The organism is Chthoniobacterales bacterium (genome assembly GCA_035274845.1).
Lineage (GTDB): Bacteria > Verrucomicrobiota > Verrucomicrobiia > Chthoniobacterales > UBA10450 > AV80.
Map to the genome: position 1 here is coordinate 123512 of DATENU010000019.1, position 21283 is coordinate 144794.

Annotated in this window: 23 protein-coding genes; 9 read left to right on the forward strand and 14 right to left on the reverse strand. The window is 59.0% G+C overall.

The annotated features are described in order from the left end of the window. Positions 1-88: 88 nt before the first annotated feature. From VJU77_13195 to VJU77_13205, 3 genes are all read right to left on the reverse strand, one after another. Positions 89-1183 carry a DUF2971 domain-containing protein gene (locus VJU77_13195; GenBank protein HKP04302.1) on the reverse strand — a complete coding sequence of 365 codons (1095 nt, stop codon included), beginning with the start codon at positions 1181-1183 and terminating at the stop codon, positions 89-91. A gap of 176 nt (positions 1184-1359) precedes the next feature. Then, the gene (locus VJU77_13200) at positions 1360-1644 is read right to left on the reverse strand and encodes a helix-turn-helix domain-containing protein (GenBank protein ID HKP04303.1); all 285 of its coding nucleotides are present in this window, start codon (positions 1642-1644) and stop codon (positions 1360-1362) included. Then, entirely contained in the window at positions 1628-2002 is a 375-nt protein-coding gene (locus VJU77_13205; GenBank protein ID HKP04304.1) for a helix-turn-helix domain-containing protein, read from the reverse strand. The genes VJU77_13200 and VJU77_13205 overlap by 17 nt, the downstream gene beginning before the upstream one ends. A 132-nt stretch (positions 2003-2134) precedes the next feature. Between VJU77_13205 and VJU77_13210 the strand changes: the two genes are divergently transcribed. The 5 genes from VJU77_13210 to VJU77_13230 all read left to right on the forward strand — a co-directional run bounded on the left by VJU77_13210 (position 2135) and on the right by VJU77_13230 (position 7994). Continuing rightward, entirely contained in the window at positions 2135-2884 is a 750-nt protein-coding gene (locus tag VJU77_13210) for a glucose 1-dehydrogenase (GenBank protein ID HKP04305.1), read from the forward strand. A gap of 18 nt (positions 2885-2902) precedes the next feature. Then, positions 2903-3361: a DUF5069 domain-containing protein gene (locus VJU77_13215; protein ID HKP04306.1), complete on the forward strand. Its 459-nt coding sequence runs from the start codon at positions 2903-2905 to the stop codon at positions 3359-3361. Between the two features lie 195 nt (positions 3362-3556). Then, complete coding sequence (locus tag VJU77_13220) at positions 3557-4807, forward strand: MFS transporter (GenBank protein HKP04307.1); 1251 nt, start codon at positions 3557-3559, stop codon at positions 4805-4807. Between the two features lie 80 nt (positions 4808-4887). Next, on the forward strand, positions 4888-6960 hold the full coding sequence (locus VJU77_13225; GenBank protein ID HKP04308.1) for a M13 family metallopeptidase: 2073 nt from the start codon (positions 4888-4890) through the stop codon (positions 6958-6960). 209 nt (positions 6961-7169) lie between these two features. Next, complete coding sequence (locus VJU77_13230) at positions 7170-7994, forward strand: hypothetical protein (GenBank protein ID HKP04309.1); 825 nt, start codon at positions 7170-7172, stop codon at positions 7992-7994. Between the two features lie 646 nt (positions 7995-8640). On the opposite strand, the gene VJU77_13235 is transcribed toward VJU77_13230, so the two are convergent. The 3 genes from VJU77_13235 to VJU77_13245 form a co-directional block, all read right to left on the reverse strand. Then, positions 8641-9126 carry a hypothetical protein gene (locus VJU77_13235; protein HKP04310.1) on the reverse strand — a complete coding sequence of 162 codons (486 nt, stop codon included), beginning with the start codon at positions 9124-9126 and terminating at the stop codon, positions 8641-8643. Positions 9127-9250: 124 nt separating this feature from the next. Further along, positions 9251-9421, reverse strand: coding sequence for a hypothetical protein (locus VJU77_13240; protein ID HKP04311.1), 171 nt, complete (start codon positions 9419-9421; stop codon positions 9251-9253). A 374-nt stretch (positions 9422-9795) separates the two neighbouring features. Beyond that, positions 9796-11547: a DUF885 domain-containing protein gene (locus tag VJU77_13245; protein ID HKP04312.1), complete on the reverse strand. Its 1752-nt coding sequence runs from the start codon at positions 11545-11547 to the stop codon at positions 9796-9798. A gap of 202 nt (positions 11548-11749) precedes the next feature. Between VJU77_13245 and VJU77_13250 the strand changes: the two genes are divergently transcribed. Next, on the forward strand, positions 11750-12352 hold the full coding sequence (locus VJU77_13250; GenBank protein HKP04313.1) for a C39 family peptidase: 603 nt from the start codon (positions 11750-11752) through the stop codon (positions 12350-12352). A gap of 80 nt (positions 12353-12432) precedes the next feature. On the opposite strand, the gene rnk is transcribed toward VJU77_13250, so the two are convergent. Together rnk and raiA are read right to left on the reverse strand one after the other, a co-directional pair. Then, entirely contained in the window at positions 12433-12894 is a 462-nt protein-coding gene (gene rnk, locus VJU77_13255; protein ID HKP04314.1) for a nucleoside diphosphate kinase regulator, read from the reverse strand. A 226-nt stretch (positions 12895-13120) separates the two neighbouring features. Next, on the reverse strand, positions 13121-13501 hold the full coding sequence (gene raiA, locus VJU77_13260; protein HKP04315.1) for a ribosome-associated translation inhibitor RaiA: 381 nt from the start codon (positions 13499-13501) through the stop codon (positions 13121-13123). A gap of 87 nt (positions 13502-13588) precedes the next feature. Between raiA and nhaR the strand changes: the two genes are divergently transcribed. Further along, entirely contained in the window at positions 13589-14488 is a 900-nt protein-coding gene (gene nhaR, locus VJU77_13265; protein ID HKP04316.1) for a transcriptional activator NhaR, read from the forward strand. Positions 14489-14596: 108 nt separating this feature from the next. Next, entirely contained in the window at positions 14597-15160 is a 564-nt protein-coding gene (locus VJU77_13270) for a YceI family protein (protein ID HKP04317.1), read from the forward strand. A gap of 80 nt (positions 15161-15240) precedes the next feature. Here VJU77_13270 and VJU77_13275 read toward each other — a convergent pair whose 3' ends face one another. The 3 genes from VJU77_13275 to VJU77_13285 all read right to left on the reverse strand — a co-directional run bounded on the left by VJU77_13275 (position 15241) and on the right by VJU77_13285 (position 16985). Further along, positions 15241-15792: a DinB family protein gene (locus tag VJU77_13275; protein HKP04318.1), complete on the reverse strand. Its 552-nt coding sequence runs from the start codon at positions 15790-15792 to the stop codon at positions 15241-15243. A gap of 119 nt (positions 15793-15911) precedes the next feature. Next, entirely contained in the window at positions 15912-16523 is a 612-nt protein-coding gene (locus tag VJU77_13280; protein HKP04319.1) for a hypothetical protein, read from the reverse strand. 9 nt (positions 16524-16532) lie between these two features. Next, positions 16533-16985, reverse strand: coding sequence for an SRPBCC family protein (locus tag VJU77_13285; protein HKP04320.1), 453 nt, complete (start codon positions 16983-16985; stop codon positions 16533-16535). Between the two features lie 62 nt (positions 16986-17047). Between VJU77_13285 and VJU77_13290 the strand changes: the two genes are divergently transcribed. Beyond that, positions 17048-17404, forward strand: coding sequence for a VOC family protein (locus VJU77_13290; GenBank protein HKP04321.1), 357 nt, complete (start codon positions 17048-17050; stop codon positions 17402-17404). Between the two features lie 47 nt (positions 17405-17451). Here the strand turns inward: VJU77_13290 and VJU77_13295 are convergent, their stop codons facing one another. The 3 genes from VJU77_13295 to VJU77_13305 form a co-directional block, all read right to left on the reverse strand. Beyond that, entirely contained in the window at positions 17452-20322 is a 2871-nt protein-coding gene (locus VJU77_13295; protein HKP04322.1) for a hypothetical protein, read from the reverse strand. A gap of 130 nt (positions 20323-20452) precedes the next feature. Next, positions 20453-20887 carry a hypothetical protein gene (locus VJU77_13300; protein ID HKP04323.1) on the reverse strand — a complete coding sequence of 145 codons (435 nt, stop codon included), beginning with the start codon at positions 20885-20887 and terminating at the stop codon, positions 20453-20455. After that, complete coding sequence (locus VJU77_13305; GenBank protein ID HKP04324.1) at positions 20884-21273, reverse strand: hypothetical protein; 390 nt, start codon at positions 21271-21273, stop codon at positions 20884-20886. Before VJU77_13305 ends, VJU77_13300 begins: the two co-directional genes overlap by 4 nt. Between the last annotated feature and the right edge of the window lie 10 nt (positions 21274-21283).

Consider the following 21283-nt stretch of genomic DNA (forward strand, 5'->3'; position numbering starts at 1 on the left):
TGATCACACCGTCGCTCGCGTGACCGAATCGGCTCTTGCGTTATTGCGCCGACTGTTGCGTTCTTGCGGGAAACTAGCGAAGCGTGGTTTACGACGCTTCGAGCGCCTTCCGCCGGCGACGCGACAATCGCGACGTCTCGAGAACGCTTGCCATTTCGCGTAGCTTCGCCGCGCGCGGTTCGTCCAATTCGTTGATCTCCTTGATCGGCAGAATGTCGTGAAAAAACGACCCTTCAAGGACACCGACAGGTAAAATTTTGTACGCGAAGCGGTCGGTTAGCTGACGTGCTTGGAAAAAGCTAAGCTCCCCCTGTTCTTCCACTTCGCCCGCTTCTCGCGGAGCTGATGCAACCATCAGGTGACAGCAAATGACGGCTCTCGCTTTATCGGACTGCGACATTCTGGGTCCAAAGATCAGTCCGCGGATTTGCCGTGGCGAAACTCGAAGCACTCGGATGTCCGGGGGAACGACGCCCCAATTCGGGAAAAAAGCTCGAACCTCGTCCTCGTACGACCAATCCGTGAACTTCACTAGACCGATGATGCTATCCTTTTTTTTCGGAGCATCGCCGTACAGCTGCTCCGGGACGTCGTAATGACTTTCCTCTTCAGAGTATGAGAACTGATGTATCAGTCGGTGAAAGGCGTTCACCTTCGGCGGCATGTGCCGATAGACGACCCGATGGAGTTTGAGGTGTTCGTCTCGATAGAACCCGAGTTCCGTTGCCCCGATCACGTTCGCCGACGGCCGACTGCCCGACAGGACCGTAATCGGAGAGTTCACGTGAATAGTGCAGTCCGTACTCTCATAGACAACGACGAAGCCAGATTCGGCCGATGCATAGTGGCCCCACATCGTGGGGTTAGTCGCGTCCGTAGAGAATGACGCGACGTACTGCTGTTCTTCCAGTGATCGAGGTAGCTGCTTGGTGATCACATCCGCAGCCAGCTCTGTGAACAATGTCCAGTTAATTTCCAGAGCCGTATCGCGCGAAACCTCAGCTAGTGCGGCGAGAAACGCTTTCCTGAATACGTCGATGCTTAGATCTCGGTTACGGGCGAACTTCTTTAGCTGGTGCGCGATCGGTTCACTCAAGCGCAGCAGTTCGCCGATAGCTCGCGAGCGTTCTTCACGATAAAAGTCTGGACCAAAGCAAACTCGCTCCAACACAAACTTCGACAATCGGCGCCAGAGCTCTTCGGTCCCGTTTAGGACGAAGTGGGGACGAAACTCGTTTGCGTCATTTAGCTCCGCATACGACGGAAAGTAAATTTCGCCCCTGCGGAGCATGCTAAACTCGAGGTGTCCGGCGGTGCGATACTTGAAGAAGTACATAGCGAAGCAACCTACGACCCCGACTATAATGCGCTCCGAAAGTCCGTTGGCCTAACACCGACCATCCGTCGAAAAACCTGCGCGAAATGGCTTGGGTTCTTGTAGCCGACGTCGAGGCCAATCTCGATCAGGCTGCGCCTGGTTGGAAAGCCCGGCCGTTGCTTCGCAGCCGTTACGGCGCGGATGAGTTGCTGGGCGCGGGTGATCCGCATCATGGCAAGGCGCGACGCAGCAGACGTTGCAAGGAACGATTGCCCTCGGTTACGCCCGCTTCGACTATTCACGTGCGGATTAACGACTTGGCGCACTGCTCCGCGGCTTTTTGCTTGGTCGTTGGGCGCGGGACTGGATCTTATGCGCGTGGATGATCGCTTTGATCAACCCCGGAAAACGGTGCTCGATCTCGGCGCAGCGTGAGGTGTTCTGCATCTCGACGCCGCGGCGCTCACCGCGGATCAGGCCGGCGTGGCGCAAGGCCGTGAAATGCTGCGAGAGGGTCGACTTCGGAATGTCCCGGTCGACTACAGTCAGGAAGTCGGAGCAACGCTGCGAGCATTGCGAGTTCGCGATCTGCGAAAAGATCGCGACGCGCACCGGATCGGAGAGGGCGTGGAGGATTGCTTCCACGGTCACGTCCTCGATCGAAGGATGAAAAAGAGGCCTCATGAATGCGGTAAGGATATCACAGTTTGACACTTGTTCCATTGTTCGTAAGTTCAGAACTATAGCGGAAGATCAAGCAGGCGGCGCAAGGTGCGGCGCCTCGGTTCGTCCGGCAGAAGAAAGAACCCAATCATCATGAGCAAACTCACCGGCAAGGTCGCCATCGTCACTGGAGCTTCCAAAGGTATCGGCGCAGCCATCGCCACCCATCTCGCCGCGGCCGGCGCGTCCGTCGTGGTCAATTATTCATCGAGCAAAGAAGGCGCGGGCCGCGTCGTGGATACCATCATCAAGCGCGGCGGCAAAGCCACCGCGGTGCAGGCGAACGTGGCGAAGAAACCCGACATCGACCGCCTCTTTGCCGAAACCAAGAGTGCCTTCGGCCGCGTCGATATTCTCGTCAACAACGCCGGCATCTTCGACTTCAAGCCCCTGACGGAAGTCACGGAGGAGCACTTCCATAAGCAGTTCGACGTAAACGTCCTCGGTCTTCTCCTGGCCTCGCAAAAGGCCGCCGAAGCTTTCGGCGATGAAGGCGGCAGCATCATTAATATCAGCTCCGTTGTCTCTGTGAGTCCGCAGCCCGGCGGTGCGGTTTACTCCGCGACCAAAGCCGCCGTCGATGCGATCACGAACTCGCTCGCGAAAGAACTCGGCGCCCGCAAGATCCGCGTGAACTCGCTCAATCCCGGAATGGTCGAAACCGAAGGTTTCCACTCCGCCGGCATCGCCGGCAGCGACTTCCAAAAAATCGTCGAAGGGCAGACGCCACTCGGCCGCATCGGGCAGCCCGACGACATCGGCCCCGTCGCTGTCTTCCTCGCCTCCGAAGACTCCCGTTGGATCACCGGCCAGGCCGTGCTCGTTTCCGGCGGACAGAAGTAAAATGAAACCTGCAAACATATGAGCAACCTTACCTCTCTCGATCTCACTCAACGCCCACCCCGCAGCCCGCGCGTCACGCTCGGCGGCTACGTTCTGCTGCCCCGCATCCTCGATAAATGTCGCGCGACTATTGCAGGTAAGTCAGGCGAATTCCGTTTCGGCGCCCAAAGCATGGACCGGCACTTCCTGAACTTCACCGGCATCGAGGAAGCTGCCCTGAAGGCCGAAGTCGCCACCGGCAAGAGCGACAGCGAAATGCTCGCGTGGGTGCAAGCCAACGCGAAGACGCCACGCGAGCCGTGGGAAGTTGCGCAATGGAGCAACTACCAGATCCAGCGCAGCTCCGACAGCGACGCCGAAACGCTGCAGTTCTTCGCCGAAGCCGTCGCCAAATTCTCGACCACCCGCGAAGACATCAAGACGTGGTTCGACCTGCTCGATCTCGACGATTACGTCACCTTCGGCGGCCAACCCTGACCGAAAAAAGCGCGCCGCCCGCGAGCCGCTGTTGTTCTTGACGGGCGCGGGTGATTCCTTCGCGGGTGACAAACTGAAGCGGGGACGTGCCGGTGGTCTGCTTGAAGACGCGCGAGAAGTTGAACGCCGGGCCAGCCTTGTTCTGCGATCATTTTCTCCAGCGACGCGGAGCGCGAGCGCGTTCAGAGTATCGCGATGCGTCCCACGACTGAAGCGCCGGCGAACAGCCCGCCGGCTTGCGTCGACGACGATGTCGAGCCGGCAGCGGTCCCGGCTGCACCGGTTTTCGGCGTTCTCTTCGCGCTGAGTTTCGCGCACCTCGTTAACGACACTCTCCAGTCGCTGATCCCCGCGATTTATCCAATCCTGAAAATGGAGCTGCGGCTCGACTACAGCCACATCGGCTTGATCACCCTCACGAATCAGCTCACCGCGTCGTTGCTCCAACCGTTCGTCGGCGCATTCACTGACAAACATCCGCAGCCTTTTTCCCTGGCGCTCGGAATGGCTTCGACGCTGACCGGTCTGGTCCTGCTTTCGATTGCACCGAATCTTGGGCTCCTCCTCATAGCCGTCGCGTTCGTCGGGATCGGTTCCTCCGTTTTTCATCCGGAAGCGTCGCGTGTCGCGCACCTGAGCTCAGGCGGACGCTTCGGCTTTGCCCAATCGGTTTTCCAGGTAGGCGGGAATGCCGGCAGCTCTCTTGGGCCACTCCTCGCCGCGGCGATCGTCGTTTATCGCAGCCAGATCGCCTGGTTTTCGCCACTCGCGCTCGCCGGCATTATTGTCCTCTCGCGGATCGGTGTCTGGTATCGCGACTATCTTGGCCGTCATCATGCCGCCAGGCGGCCCGCTTCCCTGCATCGCGAGACCGGCCTGACCCGCAAACGCGTGGCTTTGTCCCTCGGCATCCTGATCGTGCTTATTTTTTCGAAGTATTTTTATCTCGCGAGCATGAGCAGCTACTACACGTTTTTCCTGATCGAAAAATTCAACCTCTCGGTGCGGGACTCGCAGTTGCATCTCTTCATCTTCCTCGCCGCTATCGCTGCCGGCACCTTTCTCGGGGGCCCAGTCGGCGACCGCATCGGGCGCAAAGCCGTCATCTGGGTCTCCATCCTCGGCGTCGCGCCGTTCGCCCTCGCGCTTCCTTACGCGAATCTCTTCTGGTGCGCCGTCCTCAGCGCAGTCATCGGGGTCATCCTGGCCTCAGCCTTTTCGGCCATCCTCGTCTATGCGCAGGAGCTCGTGCCAGGCAAAGTCGGCACCATGTCCGGCCTCTTTTTCGGTCTCGCCTTCGGCTTGGGCGGCATCGGTTCGGCGGTCCTTGGCGCGCTTGCGGATCACCATGGCGTTTCGTTCGTTTTCCAGGTCTGCTCATACCTGCCGCTCATCGGCCTCCTCACCGCGTTCCTGCCGGACTTGGGCAGGCGTTTCCGCGCCTGAATCAGTTCTCGCGCGCGGCTGGCGCGCTGGTATCGTGCGCGACTGCGGGCTCGCCCTGGCTGCAAAAACACACCAAATCTATGCAAAGGATCCTCTTCGTCGCGATAGCGACCGCGCTCTTCTCCGTTTCTTCTCAGGCTAAACCACCCGCGCCTTCCCCCAAGCCTGACAAGACAACGAAGCCCGCCACGGCCGAGAACTACCTCGACCAGTTCATCGACCGCTCGGTCTCGCCGCGGAATGACTTTTTTCATTTCGCCGTCGGCAAATGGCTCAAAGCGCATCCGATTCCGCTGTCCGAGAAATCCTGGGGAATTTCTCACGTCGTCCAGGAGGAAACCTACAATCGGATCGTCGCCCTGAATAAAGAGGCGGCGGCCGACAAAGCCGCGGCGGCCGGTTCGAACCAGCAGAAGATCGGCGATTTTTGGACGGCCGGGATGGACGAAGCCGGAAACGCGAAGCAGGGATTTACGCCGCTCGCGCCGGAATTCGAACGGATCGCCGCAATCAAGGACCAGCATGGCCTCCTCGAAACGATCGCGCGCCTCCAGTACATCGGAGTCAACGCGATGTTCGCCCCGGCGATCGGCCAGGATGAAAAGAACAGCGACAAATATGTCCTTCACCTTTTCCAAGGCGGCCTCGGGCTCCCGAATCGCGACTACTACTTCGATACGGACAGCCGCGCCACCATGCTGCGGACGGAATATGTGAAACACGTCGCCCGCATGTTCGCCCTCCTCGGTGACGATGCTAAACAGGCCGCAGCTAACGCCGACACCGTTATGCGTCTCGAGACCGAGCTTGCCCGCGCCTCCCGCAAGCTCGAAGACCTGCGCGACCCGCAGAAGAACTACATTGCCATGTCGCTCGACGAGGTCACGGCGATCACGCCTTCGATTCGCTGGCGGGAATTCCTGGGAGCCGCGCGGATCACCGGCATCGACGGCGTCATCGTGGGACAACCTGAGTTTTTCAAGCAGGTCGAATCGTCCCTCGGCAGCCAGTCGCTCGAGAACTGGAAAACTTACCTGCGCTGGGCGCTCGCCCACACCTTCGCCGATAAGGCCGGTGGCAAGTTCGACGCCGAGAACTTCCATTTCTTCGGCACGATCCTGAACGGCACGCCGAAACAGCGGGAGCGCTTCAAACGTGTGCTCGACGCCGAGGAAGAGCATCTCGGTTACGCCCTCGGCCAGCTCTATGTGCAGAAGTATTTCACTCCGCAGGCCAAGGAACGTTACACGAAACTTACGAACGAAGTCTTCACCGTCATGGGCGACCACATCCGCGCCCTCGATTGGATGACGCCGCCGACCAAGGAACGCGCCCTCGGCAAGCTCGCCACCGTCGTGAAAAAGGTCGGTTACCCCGACAAGTGGCGTGATTACTCCACCTACCACGTCGATCGCACGTCGTACCTGATGAATTGCGTCCGGGGCAACATCTGGCAGACCGAGTACGAGATCGCCAAGCTCCACAAACCGGTCGATCGCACCGAATGGGAGATGACCCCGCAGACCTATAACGCCTACTACAACCCCTCCAACAACGAGATCATCCTGCCCGCCGCCGCCTTCATCCTGCCGGGCATCGATGATTCACAAATCGACGACGCCATCGTTTACGGTTACGCCGCCGGCAGCACCATCGGGCACGAGCTCACCCACGGATTCGACGACGAAGGCCGCCAGTTCGACGAGCGCGGCAATCTCAAGGAATGGTGGACGAAAGAAGACGCCGACGAGTTCAAGAAGCGCGCCGAGGGGATCGTGAAACAGTTCAACGACTACATCGCCACCGGCACGATCCACGTCAACGGCAGCGCCACCCAGGGCGAAAACATTGCCGACTTGGGCGGCATCACCATCGGCTGGGACGCGTTCAAGAAAACCGAGCAATACAAGAGCGGCAAAACGATCGGCGGCTTCACCCCTGCGCAACGTTACTTCATTGGCTGGGCCATAAGCTGGATGAACCAGATCCGCCCCGAGAACCTCGCCGTCCGCGTCAAAACCGACGTCCACGCCCCGAGCTTCCTCCGTGTCACCGGCCCCGTCACCAACATGGTCCCCTTCTACGAAGCCTTCGACATTAAACCCGGCGACAAGATGTTCCGCGCCGATGATGTGCGGGTAAAGATCTGGTAGGGGGCTTGCTGTGGCGTTCGCGCTCCGATGTTTGCTCGACGAGGCAAACCAAGGAGCGGCGCTTTCCAAACCGCCGTCTTCTGTAGCCGCGCCCTGTGGGCCGCCTAGAACCTTAATGGGCACACGCCAGACGAAAAATTCGCAGGGTAACAACTGGGTTACTTTTCACGGATAGCCAGGTAAATGTCAGGCGTGTATTTGTCGCCCCCATGCAACCAAAACTACTGCTCAAAAACCTGTCGTTAGGCGCGCTCGCGCTCCTCGCGATTCCCACTATCACTCAGGCCGACGTCGAGGATCGTCTTTACGATTTCACGGATGCCTACTACATGCAGAACGGCATCAACCCCGCCGCTATCTCCGGCCGCCGGCAGCCAGGTCCCAACGCGGCGGAAGATACGCCGATCTTCTGGTACCAGCGCAATGTCCGGGCGCTCAGTACTTCGCCCGCTTACGATCATAGCGGCAATATCTGGTACTTCAGCGTGATGGGCGGCGCCAGCGTCGCTACCTTCACTGCGGATGCCGCCGGGCAGCGCGAACGGCAGATTGCCGACGCCAGCCGGGAATACGTGTTCCCGAAGCGCGGCACAAACCCGGTCGGTCTCGGGGCCGCGCGGCAGTCGGTTATTCTCGATATGCGCAACGGCTACTTCAGCAACAATCACCTCGGCATGTGGGTCCACGTCTGGATCAGTTACACCGATAAGGCGCTGAATACCCGTGACGGGATCAAGATGATGAACGACCTCGCCGCGAAGAACGGCCGCGACCTCGACGGGACCGCGATCATTCGCACCGTGAGCGACATTGATAACCTTTACTCGAAGGGTTACATCACGAAAACGCTCCGGCCGGAAAACGATCCAGTCCGTTACGCCTTCTGCCCGGTCATCAACGACCCGCGGGACGGTGGCATCGCCCCCGATCAATTCCTGACTTACACCCGCAAGCCTGATGGCTCCCCCCTCGAGCCGTTTTTCCTGCAAAACTTCGAAAGCCTGCGGCTCACCGGCCGTCCGGCGAACAACTAAACCCTAACCAAACATCAACCACGCGATGAAGCTGCCCTGGTCCGCCGGGGCGGCTTCTGTCGTTTCGCTCGTTGCTCAGGGCGAGGAAAAAATGTTCGCTTTCGATGAGTCCGTCCGTCTAATTCTCCTTATTCGAACACGCACGTATCTCCGATTTAAGGCGGACTATCCAACTCCTCAGCCGGGCCAATCTGGTGCTGGGTCCGTGGCGATGGTGCTCGTTGCGGGTCTCCGCGCCCAAGGCTTCAACCCGACAGAGCCGGAGGATCAGGAGTTCGCTCATTTCGTGCGGTGCCCCTCCGGTCCGCGTGAATACGAGATCATGGTCGCTTTTGATTTCGTTGATGGTCAGACATGGGAGATAAGCTGTCCACGAACGCTCGGTTTTCTTTCGCGGTTATTTGGAGCGGGCGAAGAGCCGGAGCTCTCGGCGCTCATTAACGCCATCCACACGACAATAAGTTCCGATTCCCGTGTGAAAGCGATGTCTTGGTATCCGTCGTATGGAGACAAGAGAAATGGATCGTCGAACCCGGGGTGACTTTAACACCATGCGAGGCAGCAAATTGCCCGTCCGAGTCATCCGCGCAATCCGCGGTTATCACAGTGATACCGAGACCGCCGCTACAGCTTGGCGCTCAGCACCTCAATTACACTCAACTTTCAACGCTTTAAGAATGCTTTTCGGGATTCCTTTCAGGTCTTCGCATTGATAATCGCCTTCGGAGAGCGCAACTCTCTTCCATTCCGTCCCGCGTAATTTCAATATCTGCGCAGTGCTCTGCGTGCTTTTCCGCTTGTCTTTGTGCATGAGACTCAGACCCACTTCGGCATACGCACCGGCGAATCCGCCGCTCGGATTTTCCGTCTTGCTTTGGCTAACCACCCGGCCGGAGGCAAGCTCAGCGGTGTACTCGGTTTTCCCGATCGTGACCACGAGATAAAAGTCTTCCTCCCCATGAGAATCCGGGTGGTTGGCTTCTTTCACAAGATGCGCAATCAGCGAAGCCTCCTTGGCCGGCACTTTCTTCGCCGACTGGGCTTCCGCCCTTTGAAAGGCTAACGCCAGCGTCAGACCAAGGCCGACGATCACAGTCAAAAATGTCGTGTGACGAATGCAGTGGTAAATCATAAAAAGCAGTCTATTCGCGACGCGCGCGCTGCCGCGAGCACAGAGAGAGCGCGACGCGCCGTGGCCTGCTGGCCGTTACGGCGCAGCAAACTACTTTTTGCCTGTGCGGTTTCGCTTGCGCGGCCTACAGTTTCCCCATCACCAGAAGGATAATCAGGATGAGAAGGAGCAATCCGCCTGGGCCGTAGTAGAGGCCGCCACCACCATAAAAGCCCCCGCCGAGGGCGAGGATCAAAAGAATGATCAGGATAATACCGAGCGTGCTGATTGCGAGGGTGCGACGAGCGAGTTTCATGAATGGTGATTCTCAGAAAGGCGTGAGCGTGTCAATCCTTTCGCGCTGCGCGCCTGGTTTTGCCACGGGCAGAATGGAAGATGGGCGGTTTGCCCTTCGGTTGGACTCAGGGCCTTGAGCCTGTCGAAACGGGAAAGCGCCCTTCTTTGGTCAAGAGTTCGTTATTGCCGAGAGCCGGATAATCTTGACGGCTTTAAGCCGTCAAGATTCTGGACGCGCGGGTATCGAAGGCAGCGGACGCCGCGGCGCGGCGTCCCTACCACGTCCGTTGCCGGCGGCCTGACTGCCAAGGCGAAGCGAGCGAAGTTGGGGGCGGCGTTGGAACGCGCGCCAGAGTCGTCGACGGTCGGAGACCGCCGCTCCAAGAGCGCGGGTTATTTACTCGCTGTCTTTGTCCCCTGGTCTTTGATCCAGCGCTCGACGCGTTCCTGGAGGAGATCGAGCGGCATCGAGCCACCGTTCAGGATTTCATCGTGGAAGGCTTTGATGTCGAACTTTGCCCCGAGCTCGGTCTTCGCTTTCTCGCGGAGCTTGCGAATGGCCAGCTGTCCCATCTTGTAGGCCAACGCCTGACCCGGCCAGGCAATGTAGCGATCGGTCTCGGTTTGCGCGACGGCATCGACCACGTCGTTGGCGTGCATGTAGTCGATCACTTTTTCGCGGCTCCAGTTCTTGTCGTGAATGCCGGTATCGACGACCAGCCGGACCGCGCGGAACAGCTCCGAGTTCAGCCGGCCGTAATCGGACACCGGGTCTTTGTAGAACCCGATCTCTTTGCCGAGCTCTTCCGAATACAAGGCCCAGCCTTCTGCATACGAAGAGTAACCGCCGTGGAGCCGGAACTTCGGCAGGTCAGGCAACGTCTGGGCAATGCTGATCTGCATGTGATGTCCGGGAACGCCCTCGTGGTAGGCCACGGCTTCGTCGTCAATCAGCGAACGCTTCGTCGGATCAGACACCGCGACGACCACTCGGCCAGGGCGTTTGCCGTCCGGTGTTCCGCCGACGTAATGCGTAGCCGCGGCCTTCGCGAAGTCTGGGATCGGTTCCACCGTCACCGGCGCCTTCGGCAGCAGGCCGAAGAGCTGAGGGAGCTTTGGCTGCATCTGATCGATGTATTTCTTAAAATCGTCCACGATTTGCTGTTCGCTTTTCGGCTTCCACTTCGGATCGTTGTTGATCGCTTCGCGGAAGCTTGCGAGGTCGTTCTTCCCCTGCGCCTTCGCCAGCTTGGTCATTTCCGCCGTAATGCGCTCCACTTCCTTGAGTCCGAGCTCGTGCACCTCCGCCGGAGTCACCTCCAGCGTCGTCATCATCTTGACCGCTTCGGCGTAACGACGCTTGCCGTCGGGCAACGTCTCGACGGAGATATCGGGACGGCCTTTCGGGTCGTATTCGCTTCGCAGGAATTCGGCGAACTTCTTGTACGCCGGCATGACGTCGTCGTTGACTGCTTTCGTCATCTCATCGGTCAGCCGCTTTTTGTCTTCCTCGGAGAATTCTTTCGGGAACTTCTTGCTCGGCAGGAGGAACGGGTTCGCGGAAATGATGCCGTCGCATTGGCCGGGCAACTTCTCGAGCACCAGCTTCGGCGGCATCAGGGAGTCCTTCATGCCTTGGCGAAGCACTTCAGTCACCTGGTCGAGGACGCGTGGAACTTGATGCAGCCGCGAGATGTAATCCTGGTAGTGCGGCACGGAATCGAGCGGAACGCTCAGCGGCAAATCGGCCAGGCGGGTGTGGACGCCGTTCTGCTGGTTAATCGGCATTTCAAAATTCTTCAGGTCGTAATTCACGTTTTCGCGTTCGAGCTGCCGCTCGAGGAGCCGATGACTCAGGAGGTCCTTGTCGCCCATCCCGTCGGTGGGGATTGCCTGGAGGCGCTTGAGAAATTCGTTGGCTTCGCCGTGCATCCGCGCGATGTCCGCGAGCGAATATTGCCCGAGCTGCGAGTTGTAGCGGTAATCGCCGACGGCCGTGGCGCGCTCGGGTGAATTCTTCAGCCCGTTTTCATAGAATTCGTCGAAGAGCGCGTTTTGCTTCGCCACCCGCTCTTCCAGAGGAGCCGTTTGAGCGAACGCGGACGAGGCCAGCGCGAGAACAATTGCCGAAATAAGATGTCGCATGGGTGAACCTAGCAGAGCACGTCCGCGGCGCATGGAAGAAAGCAGATTTGTAGCGGCGGTCTCTGACCGTCGCCTCGTTCCTGTCCGAACCGGATCGACGGTCTGAGATCGCCGCTACAATTGAAACTACGCTGCGTCTGGACTTAAGTACGAAACTCTGAAGCGCTTCTTTTTCATTCTCGTTCTGTTCGTCCTCGGCGCCGTGACGGGCGTTTACATCGATTGGATTTGGAAACGGCCGCTCGCGCCGCGCGGTGGCCGCTACTTTTTTCATCGGGTGGAGATTGCAGTGCCTTCCTTTCGCCAGGGCGATGAAAAGTGGAGCGAAGATCCGCTCGGCGGCATGGAAGAGAATGGCACCATGGGCAGCGCTGGGTGCGCGGTCGCTTCCGCGGCCATGGTCTTTAGATCGTATGGCATCAACGTCGATCCGCAGCAGTTGAATTGGTTCCTCACCGACACCAGCGGCTACACCGAGCAAGGCTGGCTTTACTGGGACCGCGCCGCCTGGTGGGCGCCGGACCGGGTTCGCCATGTCTATGAAGATTTGCCGTCGTATCAGCTCATCGATTCGAACCTCGCGCGGGGCAATCCCGTCATCGTGCGCGTGCGTTTCCCGAGCGGCATCACCCACTTCGTCGTCATCGCCGGGAAGGAGGGATTCGATTACCTCATCCGCGACCCCGGCGCGGGCGCGAAAAAAGGCCTCTACCCGCTGCGCGAACTCGGCAGCAACATAGAGGCGCTCCGCTTTTACGAACCGCTGGGCGCGGTCGATTCGCGGGTCGCCGCCCGCGAAAGATAACCACCCCTCGGAGCGCTGGCTCAGCGCGTAACAAGAAGGATTAGCGCCGGTTTACGCGACAGTGGCGAGTTGTGCTCTGGTCAATTTGCAACCGCACTCGGGCGTTGCCTTAGACGGTTGAATTGGGCTTCGGGTTGGAAGCGCACTGCGGCCACTCGAAGCCGGCGTTCACCATAAGGAACCGACCACCTGAATTCATCGCCGACCCGATACCCGATCATGGCGGCACCCAAGGGCGCCAGGACCGAAATCTTGCCTTCTTCGATGTTCGCGTCCGCTGGATATACCAGGGTAAATTCCATGCGTTCCGCCGTCTCCAGGTCGAGCAACTCCGCCCGGCTGTTCATCGTAATCACATCCGCAGGCATGTCGGAGGCTGGGACGATTTCAGCCCGCGTCAATTCGCGTTCCAAAGCGGCGATTTCCTCCAGGCCGCGCTGGCTTAGCCGGCCCGCGGCAGCGACGACACAACGAAGTTCCTCGTGATCCGCCGCGCTCATGATGATGGCTTGCTTTTTCATATCGATGGCGCGCGTTTTCATTTCCGGGAAGGCCAAGAGGCGTCTGTTTTTTCGACGCGCCCAAAGATTCGCTCGGGAGCGACGGGCGGGTGGAGTTCATGAGCGCGTGCTGCTTCGGGCTGGCCGGCCGATGAACGGAGCCATCCCATAAACAGCCGGGCGACAACGTAACCGCCGGCAACTACGGCTCCGGCAAGCAGGAGATAATCTATTGGTGTCATGTCGTATCGTACTGGTTTCGAGTCATTCAGCTAAGACTGATAGTCGATCGGTTCGATAGGTTATCGTTATCTATTGAACCGGGCTTCTTTGTTGGGCGACGCGCCATCCGCGAGAGGCGGGTTTTGCGTTTGCGAGAGAGCCGGCCCAGGCGGTCCACCAGTCGATTCACCGCCCCATACAGACTCGGATGGGTTGCGCCGCCATGCACGTCCCGGCCGGGCAACGCGAGCCTGGCGTTGACGGAAAACTCATGGGACGCACCGGAGGGACCGCGCAGGACGACTTCGGCGGAGAGAATATCTCCAGCAAAACGCGCCAAGGAGGAGATTTTTATCCGCACGAATTCGCGAACAGCGTTGCTGACCTTCAGATGATGCGGGGTGATATGGAGCGGGATGGTTTTCATTTGCCCCAAAATCACCCGTGGTTATTCGAGCGACCAAGACTACTAATCGATTAGACTGATAGCTTCTTTCTAACCTACTATGCAGCCATGGAATGGTTGAATTTTCATCATCTCCGCTACTTTTGGATGGTGGCCCGAAAAGGCGGCGTCCGAAAAGCGGCCGAGGCGCTGCACGTTTCGCAGCCATCGATTAGTGCGCAATTGCGTCTCCTGGAGGAGTCGCTGGGAGAGCAACTTTTCAAGCGCACCGGCCGCAGTCTCGTTCTCACCGAGGCCGGTCATCTCGTCCTTAGCTACGCGGATGAAATTTTCTCCGCGGCCCGCGAACTGATGAGCTCAATCAAGAAAGGCGCCGGCACGCGGCCGCTGCGCCTTAATATCGGAATAACAGATGCCGTCTCCAAACTCATTACTTTTGAGATCCTCCGGGCAGCGTTTCGCAACATCGACGCGATCCATGTCGTCTGCCGCGAGGGGGAACTCGGACCGCTTGTTCATCAGTTGCAGGCGCACCGGCTCGATATTGTTCTCGCCGACGAACCGGCCTCGAGCAGTCTCAAAACAAAGACATTCAATCATCGCCTTGGACGCTCCGGCATTACCTTCTGCGCCGTGCCGGCCCTGGCGAAAAAACTGCGTCGCAATTTTCCCCAGTCGCTGCACGGTGCGCCCGCGCTCCTCCCGAGCGAAAACATGGGGGTGCGGGCCGCGCTCGAGACCTGGTTCGACGCCCACGGCATTCGCCCCCGCCTCATCGGGGAGTTCGAAGATTCGGCCCTGATGGAAGTCTGTTCCGCGGAGGGCCGTGGCTTCACCATCGTCCATACGGTCGTCGATCGCACCGCGCTAAAACACTACGGACTCCGAGTCATTGCCAAGGTGGAGGAGTGCGGCACCGACTTCTATGCCATCACCGCGGAGCGGCGAGTGAAACATCCGGCCGCCGTCGCCATCACGGAGCACGCCTATTCGCATCTTTTTGCTTAGGCCGCGGCAATTCGCGTGGACTGGAAAAGAGGAATCATCGGTCGCGAGGCCTTCAAAGCGTGGTTTATTCCACTCCGAAACCTCACAAGACAAAACAGAAACAAATTCATGAAATCAATCATCCTGACAATTGCCCTGGCTGCCTTGTTCGTCTTTTCGGCGAGCGCCGCGGACACTTACAAAATTGATCCCGTCCACTCGTCGGTCGCCTTCAGCGTGGTCCACCTCGGGGTGACGAACTTTTACGGTAACTTCAAGGACATCGCCGGCACGGTTACCTTCGACCAGGCGGATCCCGCCAAAAGCGTGGTTGATATCTCGGTCCCGATCGAAAGCATCGAGACGCGCAACGACAAACGGAATGCGCATCTAAAAAGTCCGGATTTTTTTGATGCCCAGAAATTTCCGGCCATGACTTTCAAGAGCACGAAAGTGGAGGGGAGGGGAAACAATTACAAAGTGACCGGTGATTTCACGCTCCACGGCGTGACCAAGCCGTTGACGGTCGAGTTTAAGAAAGGGCCGGAAGGAAAGGGAATGCAGGGAGAAGTTCGCGGTGGCGGCGAAACGCGCTTCACCATCAAGCGGAGCGATTTCGGGATGACGTTCATGGCGAACGCGATCGCGGACGAGATCAATATCGTCTTAAGCGTGGAAGGCGTTAAGCAATAGTCGCCCGAGGCGCATCGCTTTTACAAACCACTGACGCCGGCCGAGCAGCGGTGCCGGCCCGTAGGCGAAGGAAGGTTCGCCTACTTGACGCCCTTCGCCGGGTCCCAGTTTCCCTTCATCTTGCGAATGTAGATGATCTGGCCGGTGTGATAGGCGTTGTGGGTGCTGATCCGGGCAATGATGGAATACCACTTCGCCAGCTTCGCGTCGTCGGCTTCTTCGATCGCTTTCTCCCAGGCGACCAGGACTTCGTCGATCTGTTTCACGCTTGCTTCCCAGCTCGCCTTGTCCAAACCGGCAAACGTCTCCTTGTTATCGCCGCTGAATGGCGCCGGCTTTTCGCCCTTGAACTTGGTGAGCTGCTGTTGATTCCAGAAGATCAGGTGATTCACCAGTTGCGCGATGGAATGGTTCTCATTCGGATCCTTCCACGCGGCCTGCTCCGGCGTGAGGCCTTCAATGGCGATCTTCACCGGCACGAACCAGTCTTCCTGGTTATGGGTGGTTTTTAGTTGCTCGAGAAGAACCGACTTGAGGGTAGGGGATGCCGGGCTGGGTTGGGCGGCCGCCATCGAAGCGGAAAGCAAAAGACTGGTGAGACAAAGCCGGGTCAGGAGTCGAGCAGAATACATAATTTTCCTTCGGTGAAGCTGCGCCTCGAGTGGTGCAGCGATACTGAATCCTAGGAAGTTGACTAGCGGCTGCTCAAGGTAAATCGCGGCGCTGACTGCTGGTGCTTCAGAGCTGCACGCTACTTATGTTTCTGGCGCTCGAGTTGGATTTGCTGAAGCAATTCCTTTTCGAGTTTCTCAAATTCCTCAAAGAACTTTCCGGCATCCTCGAGGCTCTGCGGATATTTCTCGAACCGCTTTCGCAATTTCTTCGTCGCAGGATCGTAGAAGAACTCCGGCCCCTGGTCGACGTTGGGCACGATGAGCTGGTCGCTCAGTTTCTGGTATCGCTCCATCAAGCCGAGCCACGCCCGCACGCGGGACTCGACTTTGCGCAGGGCGGCAAGCGTTTTCGGGTCGAGCAATTCCACCCCGCCGGCCTGGAGAAGCGTTGCCACATCAGTCGGGTTGTAGTCCGTGATGAAGACAAAGGGATAGAGCGGGGGCATTTCCCCCGCGTCGACCTTCGCGCGGAAGGCGGCGGCGTCCTGCCCTAACTTCTCGGCGCGTTCGTGGGCTACACCGATCGAGCCGCGGACGTCTTCCTCGAGCGATGCCAGAAGCACGTCACGGCGTTGCGCGTCGCGGTGACGTTCCTGATAACTGTTGAGCCAGAAGGCCGCGTAGGCGCCGATGAAAACCAGGAGCAATTCGGCGGTCCATTTCCCGATTTTTCGCGCCGTGGGTCGCATTGCTTGGTCTTAAGATTGATCGGGAATTTCGGCCTCGACCAATTTTGCGAGCAGAACGAGCGACTCCTGCCAGCCGAGATAACACATTTCGGCCGGGATAACGTCAGGCACGCCTTCCTGCACGATGTTCACGTCCGTCCCACCGAGGACCTTCTTCAACGTTACCGTCACCTGCATTTCGCCCGGCAGATTCGGGTCGTCGAACTTGTCGGTGTAGCGAATCCGCTCGTTAGGCGTGAGCTCAACATAGGTGCCGCCGAAGGAGTGGCTTTGGCCGGTGGTAAAATTCGTGAACGACATTTTGTGGCCGCCGCCGACTTTGGCATCCATGTGGTGCACCTTGCCGGTGAATCCGTTAGGTGGCAGCCATTTCACCATCGCGTCTGGGTCCAGGAAGGCGCGGTAAATTCTATCGGAGTCGGCGCGGATCACGCGGTGAAGTCGGATCGTGTTGGTAGCCATGATTGCCCGTTCTTTCGCCTCGCTCCGATTGCGATGCAACGTTGGAAGCGATAGTTTTCGCAATGAACATTCACAACGCGATCGCGAGCGTTGCCGTTAAGAATGTGAAGTCGGCGGCGGCGTGGTACGAAAAACTTTTCGAGCGCGGGCCCGACTCAACCCCGATGCCAGAGGTCGCGGAATGGAAGTTCGAGCGGGGTGGCTGGCTGCAGGTGTATCAATTGCCGGAACGTGCCGGCCAGGGCTCGTGCACGCTTGCCGTTAAGGATATGGAGAGCGTCATCCAGCGTCTGGCAGCTCTTGGCATCGACACGAGTGAGAGAACGGCCGGGGAAAAGGTCAAAACGGTGATGATTACCGATCCTGACGGGAACCACCTTGCGTTTGCCGAAGTGATCGATTCAACCATGGCGCGTTAACCCCGAGCGGCGGCAGATTCGGTGAGGACAGCGGCCGTGAAGATGAATTACGGCGCGGGATTAAGCGGGATGGTGATCTCCCAGACGTCAGCGCCCTCCACGGTCTTCACCCGTTGCGCGTCATAGACCCACTCCCATTCGGTGGCCGGTTGGTAACCGTTGGCCGACGCCTTGAGCAGTTTGCCGTTATCATAGTTGTTGAACGGATTCTGCGTCGGGTTTGCCATCCAGCTGAACTCGAATGCTCCGGAGCCAAGATCCACCACCGGTTCCTCTGCTCCTGCAACGCCGCTTGGGGTGGGGCGATGCCACATCCGCAGCGCCGATCCGGCGATGGGCTGCCCGGTTACAGCATCAACGATCGTCACCCGGACGTGCGACAAATCCGGAAGTGTAGTCCGCGCGCTCCGGGAGTCGTCCGCGTTACGATAGCAACCATTGATGACGCCGCCGCTGGTCAGAGAGAAATTCACTGCGTCGAGCAGGCCGGTGAGCGTCGTAGGTGAACCGATGCGATAGTTGTCCCAGACGTTGCGAAGGAGCGGGTCCGCCCAAAAGTCGCTGTGCGCATTAAAGAACGGGTCCGCCGGCGCGAAGTAGTCAACATCATAGACCGGCGCAATGCCGGTCAGGTCTTTGAAGCCGGTGAAGCTGTAGTATTCGCCCAACCCGCCGCCGAAGGTATGTTCGAACTCGTGGGTGATGTGGTCGATTTGCTTCCAATACTCGAAGAGCTCGGTTGAGCCATCAATCAGGGTCGAGGGATCGTAAATCTGCGTCCAGTGCATCCCATCCGCCCCGCCGGCGCCACTTACGTCCAGACCACCGTTGCCCCCATAACTTCCAAAGACGCTTCCGTTCGACCAGTCCGCATAGGCCCACACTTCGAAACCGTACTCCGGCAAGGGCGGAAACGCGTTGTGCGAAAAAGGCGACGCTGTCACGATGCTGATGTCCGTCGTCGGATCGAACGTAAACCGGCGCAGCGTTTGGCGATGCCAGATTGTCTGGAGGTGGGCCACGTATTGACTGAGGCGTGCTTGCAAATCAGCGGTCGAGAGCCCGGCGACGAGATCCTGATGGAGGAAGAAACGCAGGCGGTGAGTCATATGGTAGGTGGCTTCGACCACCTGGACCTCACCGGTTGTGACCGTCACGCTACTCGGCGGTGGGACTTCCAGTCCGCTGGCGGGCTGAAACTCGAGGGTGTGCGTGCCTGCACTTGCCGCCGCCGGGTCACCGGCGCGATTCCACGCGCCACCGTCTACCCGCCACTGCGCGAGACCAATCTCGGAAAGATATGCGGGAATGGTTTTGACGTGGAGGTAAGCGTTTGAGGCGTCGCGATAGTTGCGGGTCAGATTGGCCGATTGGTTGTTGCGCATCCAAACTGTCTCGGTCGGCGGCGCGATGTAGCCCGCAGCCGGCGTGTACTCCAGCGTGTGGGCGGCGGGGGTCAGGTTGAAGAGAACGCTGCTGCTGAGCTGCCAGGCTCCTCCGTCCACGCGCCACTGGCCTACGGCCGGGGCGAGGTTCACGGTCAGCGAGGGCGCGCCGCCATAGATGCGGTTCAAAACTTTTTGTTCGCCGGACGCCAGGTAAAAGGTGTCCCTTGGCGGCGTGGTCATCCCGGCCACGGCCGAGTATTCGACTGTGCAATTACCGCTCGAAAGTGCGCCCAGCGTTGAGCCGCTCGATTGCCAGGCGCCTCCGTTTAGCCGCCAGGTTGCGCTCCCGGGCGCGGTAGTAACTGTGATGGAAGCGTGCCTCGAATAGCTGTAGCTGAGATTTTTGTTTTCGCTTTCCGCCAGCGTGACCCCGTAGGTCGGAATTTGAAAATAACCGGGGACACTCGAAAACTGAATGGCGTAGCTGCCGGGTCTGAGCCCGCTTAAAGTAGCGCCGCTGGCCTGCCAGGAACCGGTACCCAAACGCCATTGTCCTTCAGTTGGCGAAAGTAAAACTGTGATGGAGCCGGGCAAGAGATAGCTCCGGGACAGGGTCTGATCCAGACCCGTGCTCAGGAAAACACTTTCGTTTGGGGGCGCGGTGTAGCCACTGGCCCCGGTGTACTCGACCGAATGAGAGCCGCCGGTCAGCTGGCCTGCGCGGTCTCCGCTGTTGCGCCAGGCGCCGCCGTCCACGCGCCATTGTCCGACGGCCGGGGTCAGATTGATGACCAGCCCGGATTCAGTCGTGTACGAACGACTGAGGGTAAGGTTTTGAGCCGCCACAATGGTGATCGTTTCCGTTGGCGGCGTGAGCTTGGTCGCGACGGGCGAGTAGTCGATGGTGTGGGTACCGGCCGGGAGCAATCCACTATAGGTCCCGGAGGGACGCCACACGCCACCATCAACCCGCCATTGCGCGGTATTCGGGGAAAGCATTACCACAACCTGACCAGCCGGCGTATAGGAGCGTGAGATCGAGGTTGTTTGGCCTGATACCAGGGAGGTGGTTTCCGTCGCCGGGGCGATCTGGTTCGCGAGCGCGCTATAGCTGATCGAGTGCGCCCCCGGCGTGAGGCCGGTCGCCGTCGTCCCGCTGTTGCGCCAGACGCCTCCATCGAGCTGCCACTGTCCTGAAGTCGGGCTAAGCGTTACGACGAGGGACGCAGGCGGGACATACGTGCCCGTTACCGTTGTGGTTACACCATTGACGAGAGTGACAGTTGCTGGGGCAGGTGCGACCCAACCGGTGATGGTTTTGTAGGCAACGGTATGGGCGGCGTTGCTGAGATTTTTCACGGTTGCTCCGCTCGCCTTCCAAGCGCCGCCGTCGACCTGCCATTGGGCGCCCGCGCTCACCGCGGCGGATGGCGTGATGTTGACGGTCAGATTGCCGGCGAGAGCTGTGCCGGTCGCGACCAGAACAAACACGGCCGAAAGGAACGAAAGAGAGGAACGGGCGGATTTCATGGGTTTATTGGAAGAGCGTGGAAACCAAGCAGTCGTTATGCCAGCGATGACGGCGCTGGTGGTGCGACCCGCGGCCCGGTCTGAGTCGCTCGCTAGTTCAGTCGATCACGCCAAAACAGCGTTCGGTCGATCAAAGATTTGCATTTCTGCCGAGGAGGTGCCGGGAAATAAATGCCCCGACAATGCCCATGACGAACGCCGGGATGAAACCGATTATGCCTACCCAGAAAAGCGGTTTCAGGATGTAGGCGAACAGATCGAAGTTTTGTTCGAGAAACATCGATACAGTGGATCCGGAAAGTACGCCCACTAGGAAGCTCAAGACACCGAAAAAGCCGGCGAGAATTAGACGGTCGGTACACGCTGAACCCCATCGCGGCGCGACGATCCATCCAAAGAGAGCCGTGATGAGGAGGCCGCAAACTATCTGAATGGGAAGAGTTGCCACCAAATGAATCGCATCTCGCAACCCGAGAACGAGGACGCAGGTGACGGCCAGCATTGGCAGCGAAAGCCCAAGCGTCCAAACGATCGCTTTACGAAAACAACGTTCCTGGTGGCTCATCGCGACGCCAGTTGATCAGGCTGTTTCGCGGTCAGAGTCGCTATCAGCGCGACGATGGCGAGCAGAACGCCGATTCCCTTGATGGCCAGGATCGCGCTCGATGGAATTGGCGCCGGATCGATCTCTCCGAGGCGATATTGGCGAAGCTGTTCGAAGAAGCTGTAGTAGCCTAGTCCGCAAGTGAATCCCCAGGCGGCAGCGAGGAGGCGCTGGCCCGCCACAAATCTCCGGCCGACCAGCCACGCGCCCGCGAGAAGCAACGCTCCCATGATATAGTCATCGAACAGCGCCGGCGGATATTCCCGCCAGGTTCCCCAGCGCCGGACCGTCTCGGCCACGGGTGCTCCCACGCCAAAGATAATTGCTAATGCGCGGCTAAATTTCATCGGCTTCGGG

Coding starts and splice junctions, on each gene's coding strand:
- raiA (HKP04315.1), bottom strand. CDS start 13,501: ATGAAAACCATCCCGCTCCATATCACCCCGCATCATCTGAAGGTCAGC.
- VJU77_13290 (HKP04321.1), top strand. CDS start 17,048: ATGAACATTCACAACGCGATCGCGAGCGTTGCCGTTAAGAATGTGAAG.
- VJU77_13220 (HKP04307.1), top strand. CDS start 3,557: ATGCGTCCCACGACTGAAGCGCCGGCGAACAGCCCGCCGGCTTGCGTC.
- VJU77_13225 (HKP04308.1), top strand. CDS start 4,888: ATGCAAAGGATCCTCTTCGTCGCGATAGCGACCGCGCTCTTCTCCGTT.
- VJU77_13285 (HKP04320.1), bottom strand. CDS start 16,985: ATGGCTACCAACACGATCCGACTTCACCGCGTGATCCGCGCCGACTCC.
- VJU77_13240 (HKP04311.1), bottom strand. CDS start 9,421: ATGAAACTCGCTCGTCGCACCCTCGCAATCAGCACGCTCGGTATTATC.
- VJU77_13230 (HKP04309.1), top strand. CDS start 7,170: ATGCAACCAAAACTACTGCTCAAAAACCTGTCGTTAGGCGCGCTCGCG.
- VJU77_13245 (HKP04312.1), bottom strand. CDS start 11,547: ATGCGACATCTTATTTCGGCAATTGTTCTCGCGCTGGCCTCGTCCGCG.
- nhaR (HKP04316.1), top strand. CDS start 13,589: ATGGAATGGTTGAATTTTCATCATCTCCGCTACTTTTGGATGGTGGCC.
- VJU77_13295 (HKP04322.1), bottom strand. CDS start 20,322: ATGAAATCCGCCCGTTCCTCTCTTTCGTTCCTTTCGGCCGTGTTTGTT.
- rnk (HKP04314.1), bottom strand. CDS start 12,894: ATGAAAACGCGCGCCATCGATATGAAAAAGCAAGCCATCATCATGAGC.
- VJU77_13300 (HKP04323.1), bottom strand. CDS start 20,887: ATGAGCCACCAGGAACGTTGTTTTCGTAAAGCGATCGTTTGGACGCTT.
- VJU77_13280 (HKP04319.1), bottom strand. CDS start 16,523: ATGCGACCCACGGCGCGAAAAATCGGGAAATGGACCGCCGAATTGCTC.
- VJU77_13215 (HKP04306.1), top strand. CDS start 2,903: ATGAGCAACCTTACCTCTCTCGATCTCACTCAACGCCCACCCCGCAGC.
- VJU77_13275 (HKP04318.1), bottom strand. CDS start 15,792: ATGTATTCTGCTCGACTCCTGACCCGGCTTTGTCTCACCAGTCTTTTG.
- VJU77_13235 (HKP04310.1), bottom strand. CDS start 9,126: ATGATTTACCACTGCATTCGTCACACGACATTTTTGACTGTGATCGTC.
- VJU77_13270 (HKP04317.1), top strand. CDS start 14,597: ATGAAATCAATCATCCTGACAATTGCCCTGGCTGCCTTGTTCGTCTTT.
- VJU77_13305 (HKP04324.1), bottom strand. CDS start 21,273: ATGAAATTTAGCCGCGCATTAGCAATTATCTTTGGCGTGGGAGCACCC.
- VJU77_13210 (HKP04305.1), top strand. CDS start 2,135: ATGAGCAAACTCACCGGCAAGGTCGCCATCGTCACTGGAGCTTCCAAA.
- VJU77_13205 (HKP04304.1), bottom strand. CDS start 2,002: ATGAGGCCTCTTTTTCATCCTTCGATCGAGGACGTGACCGTGGAAGCA.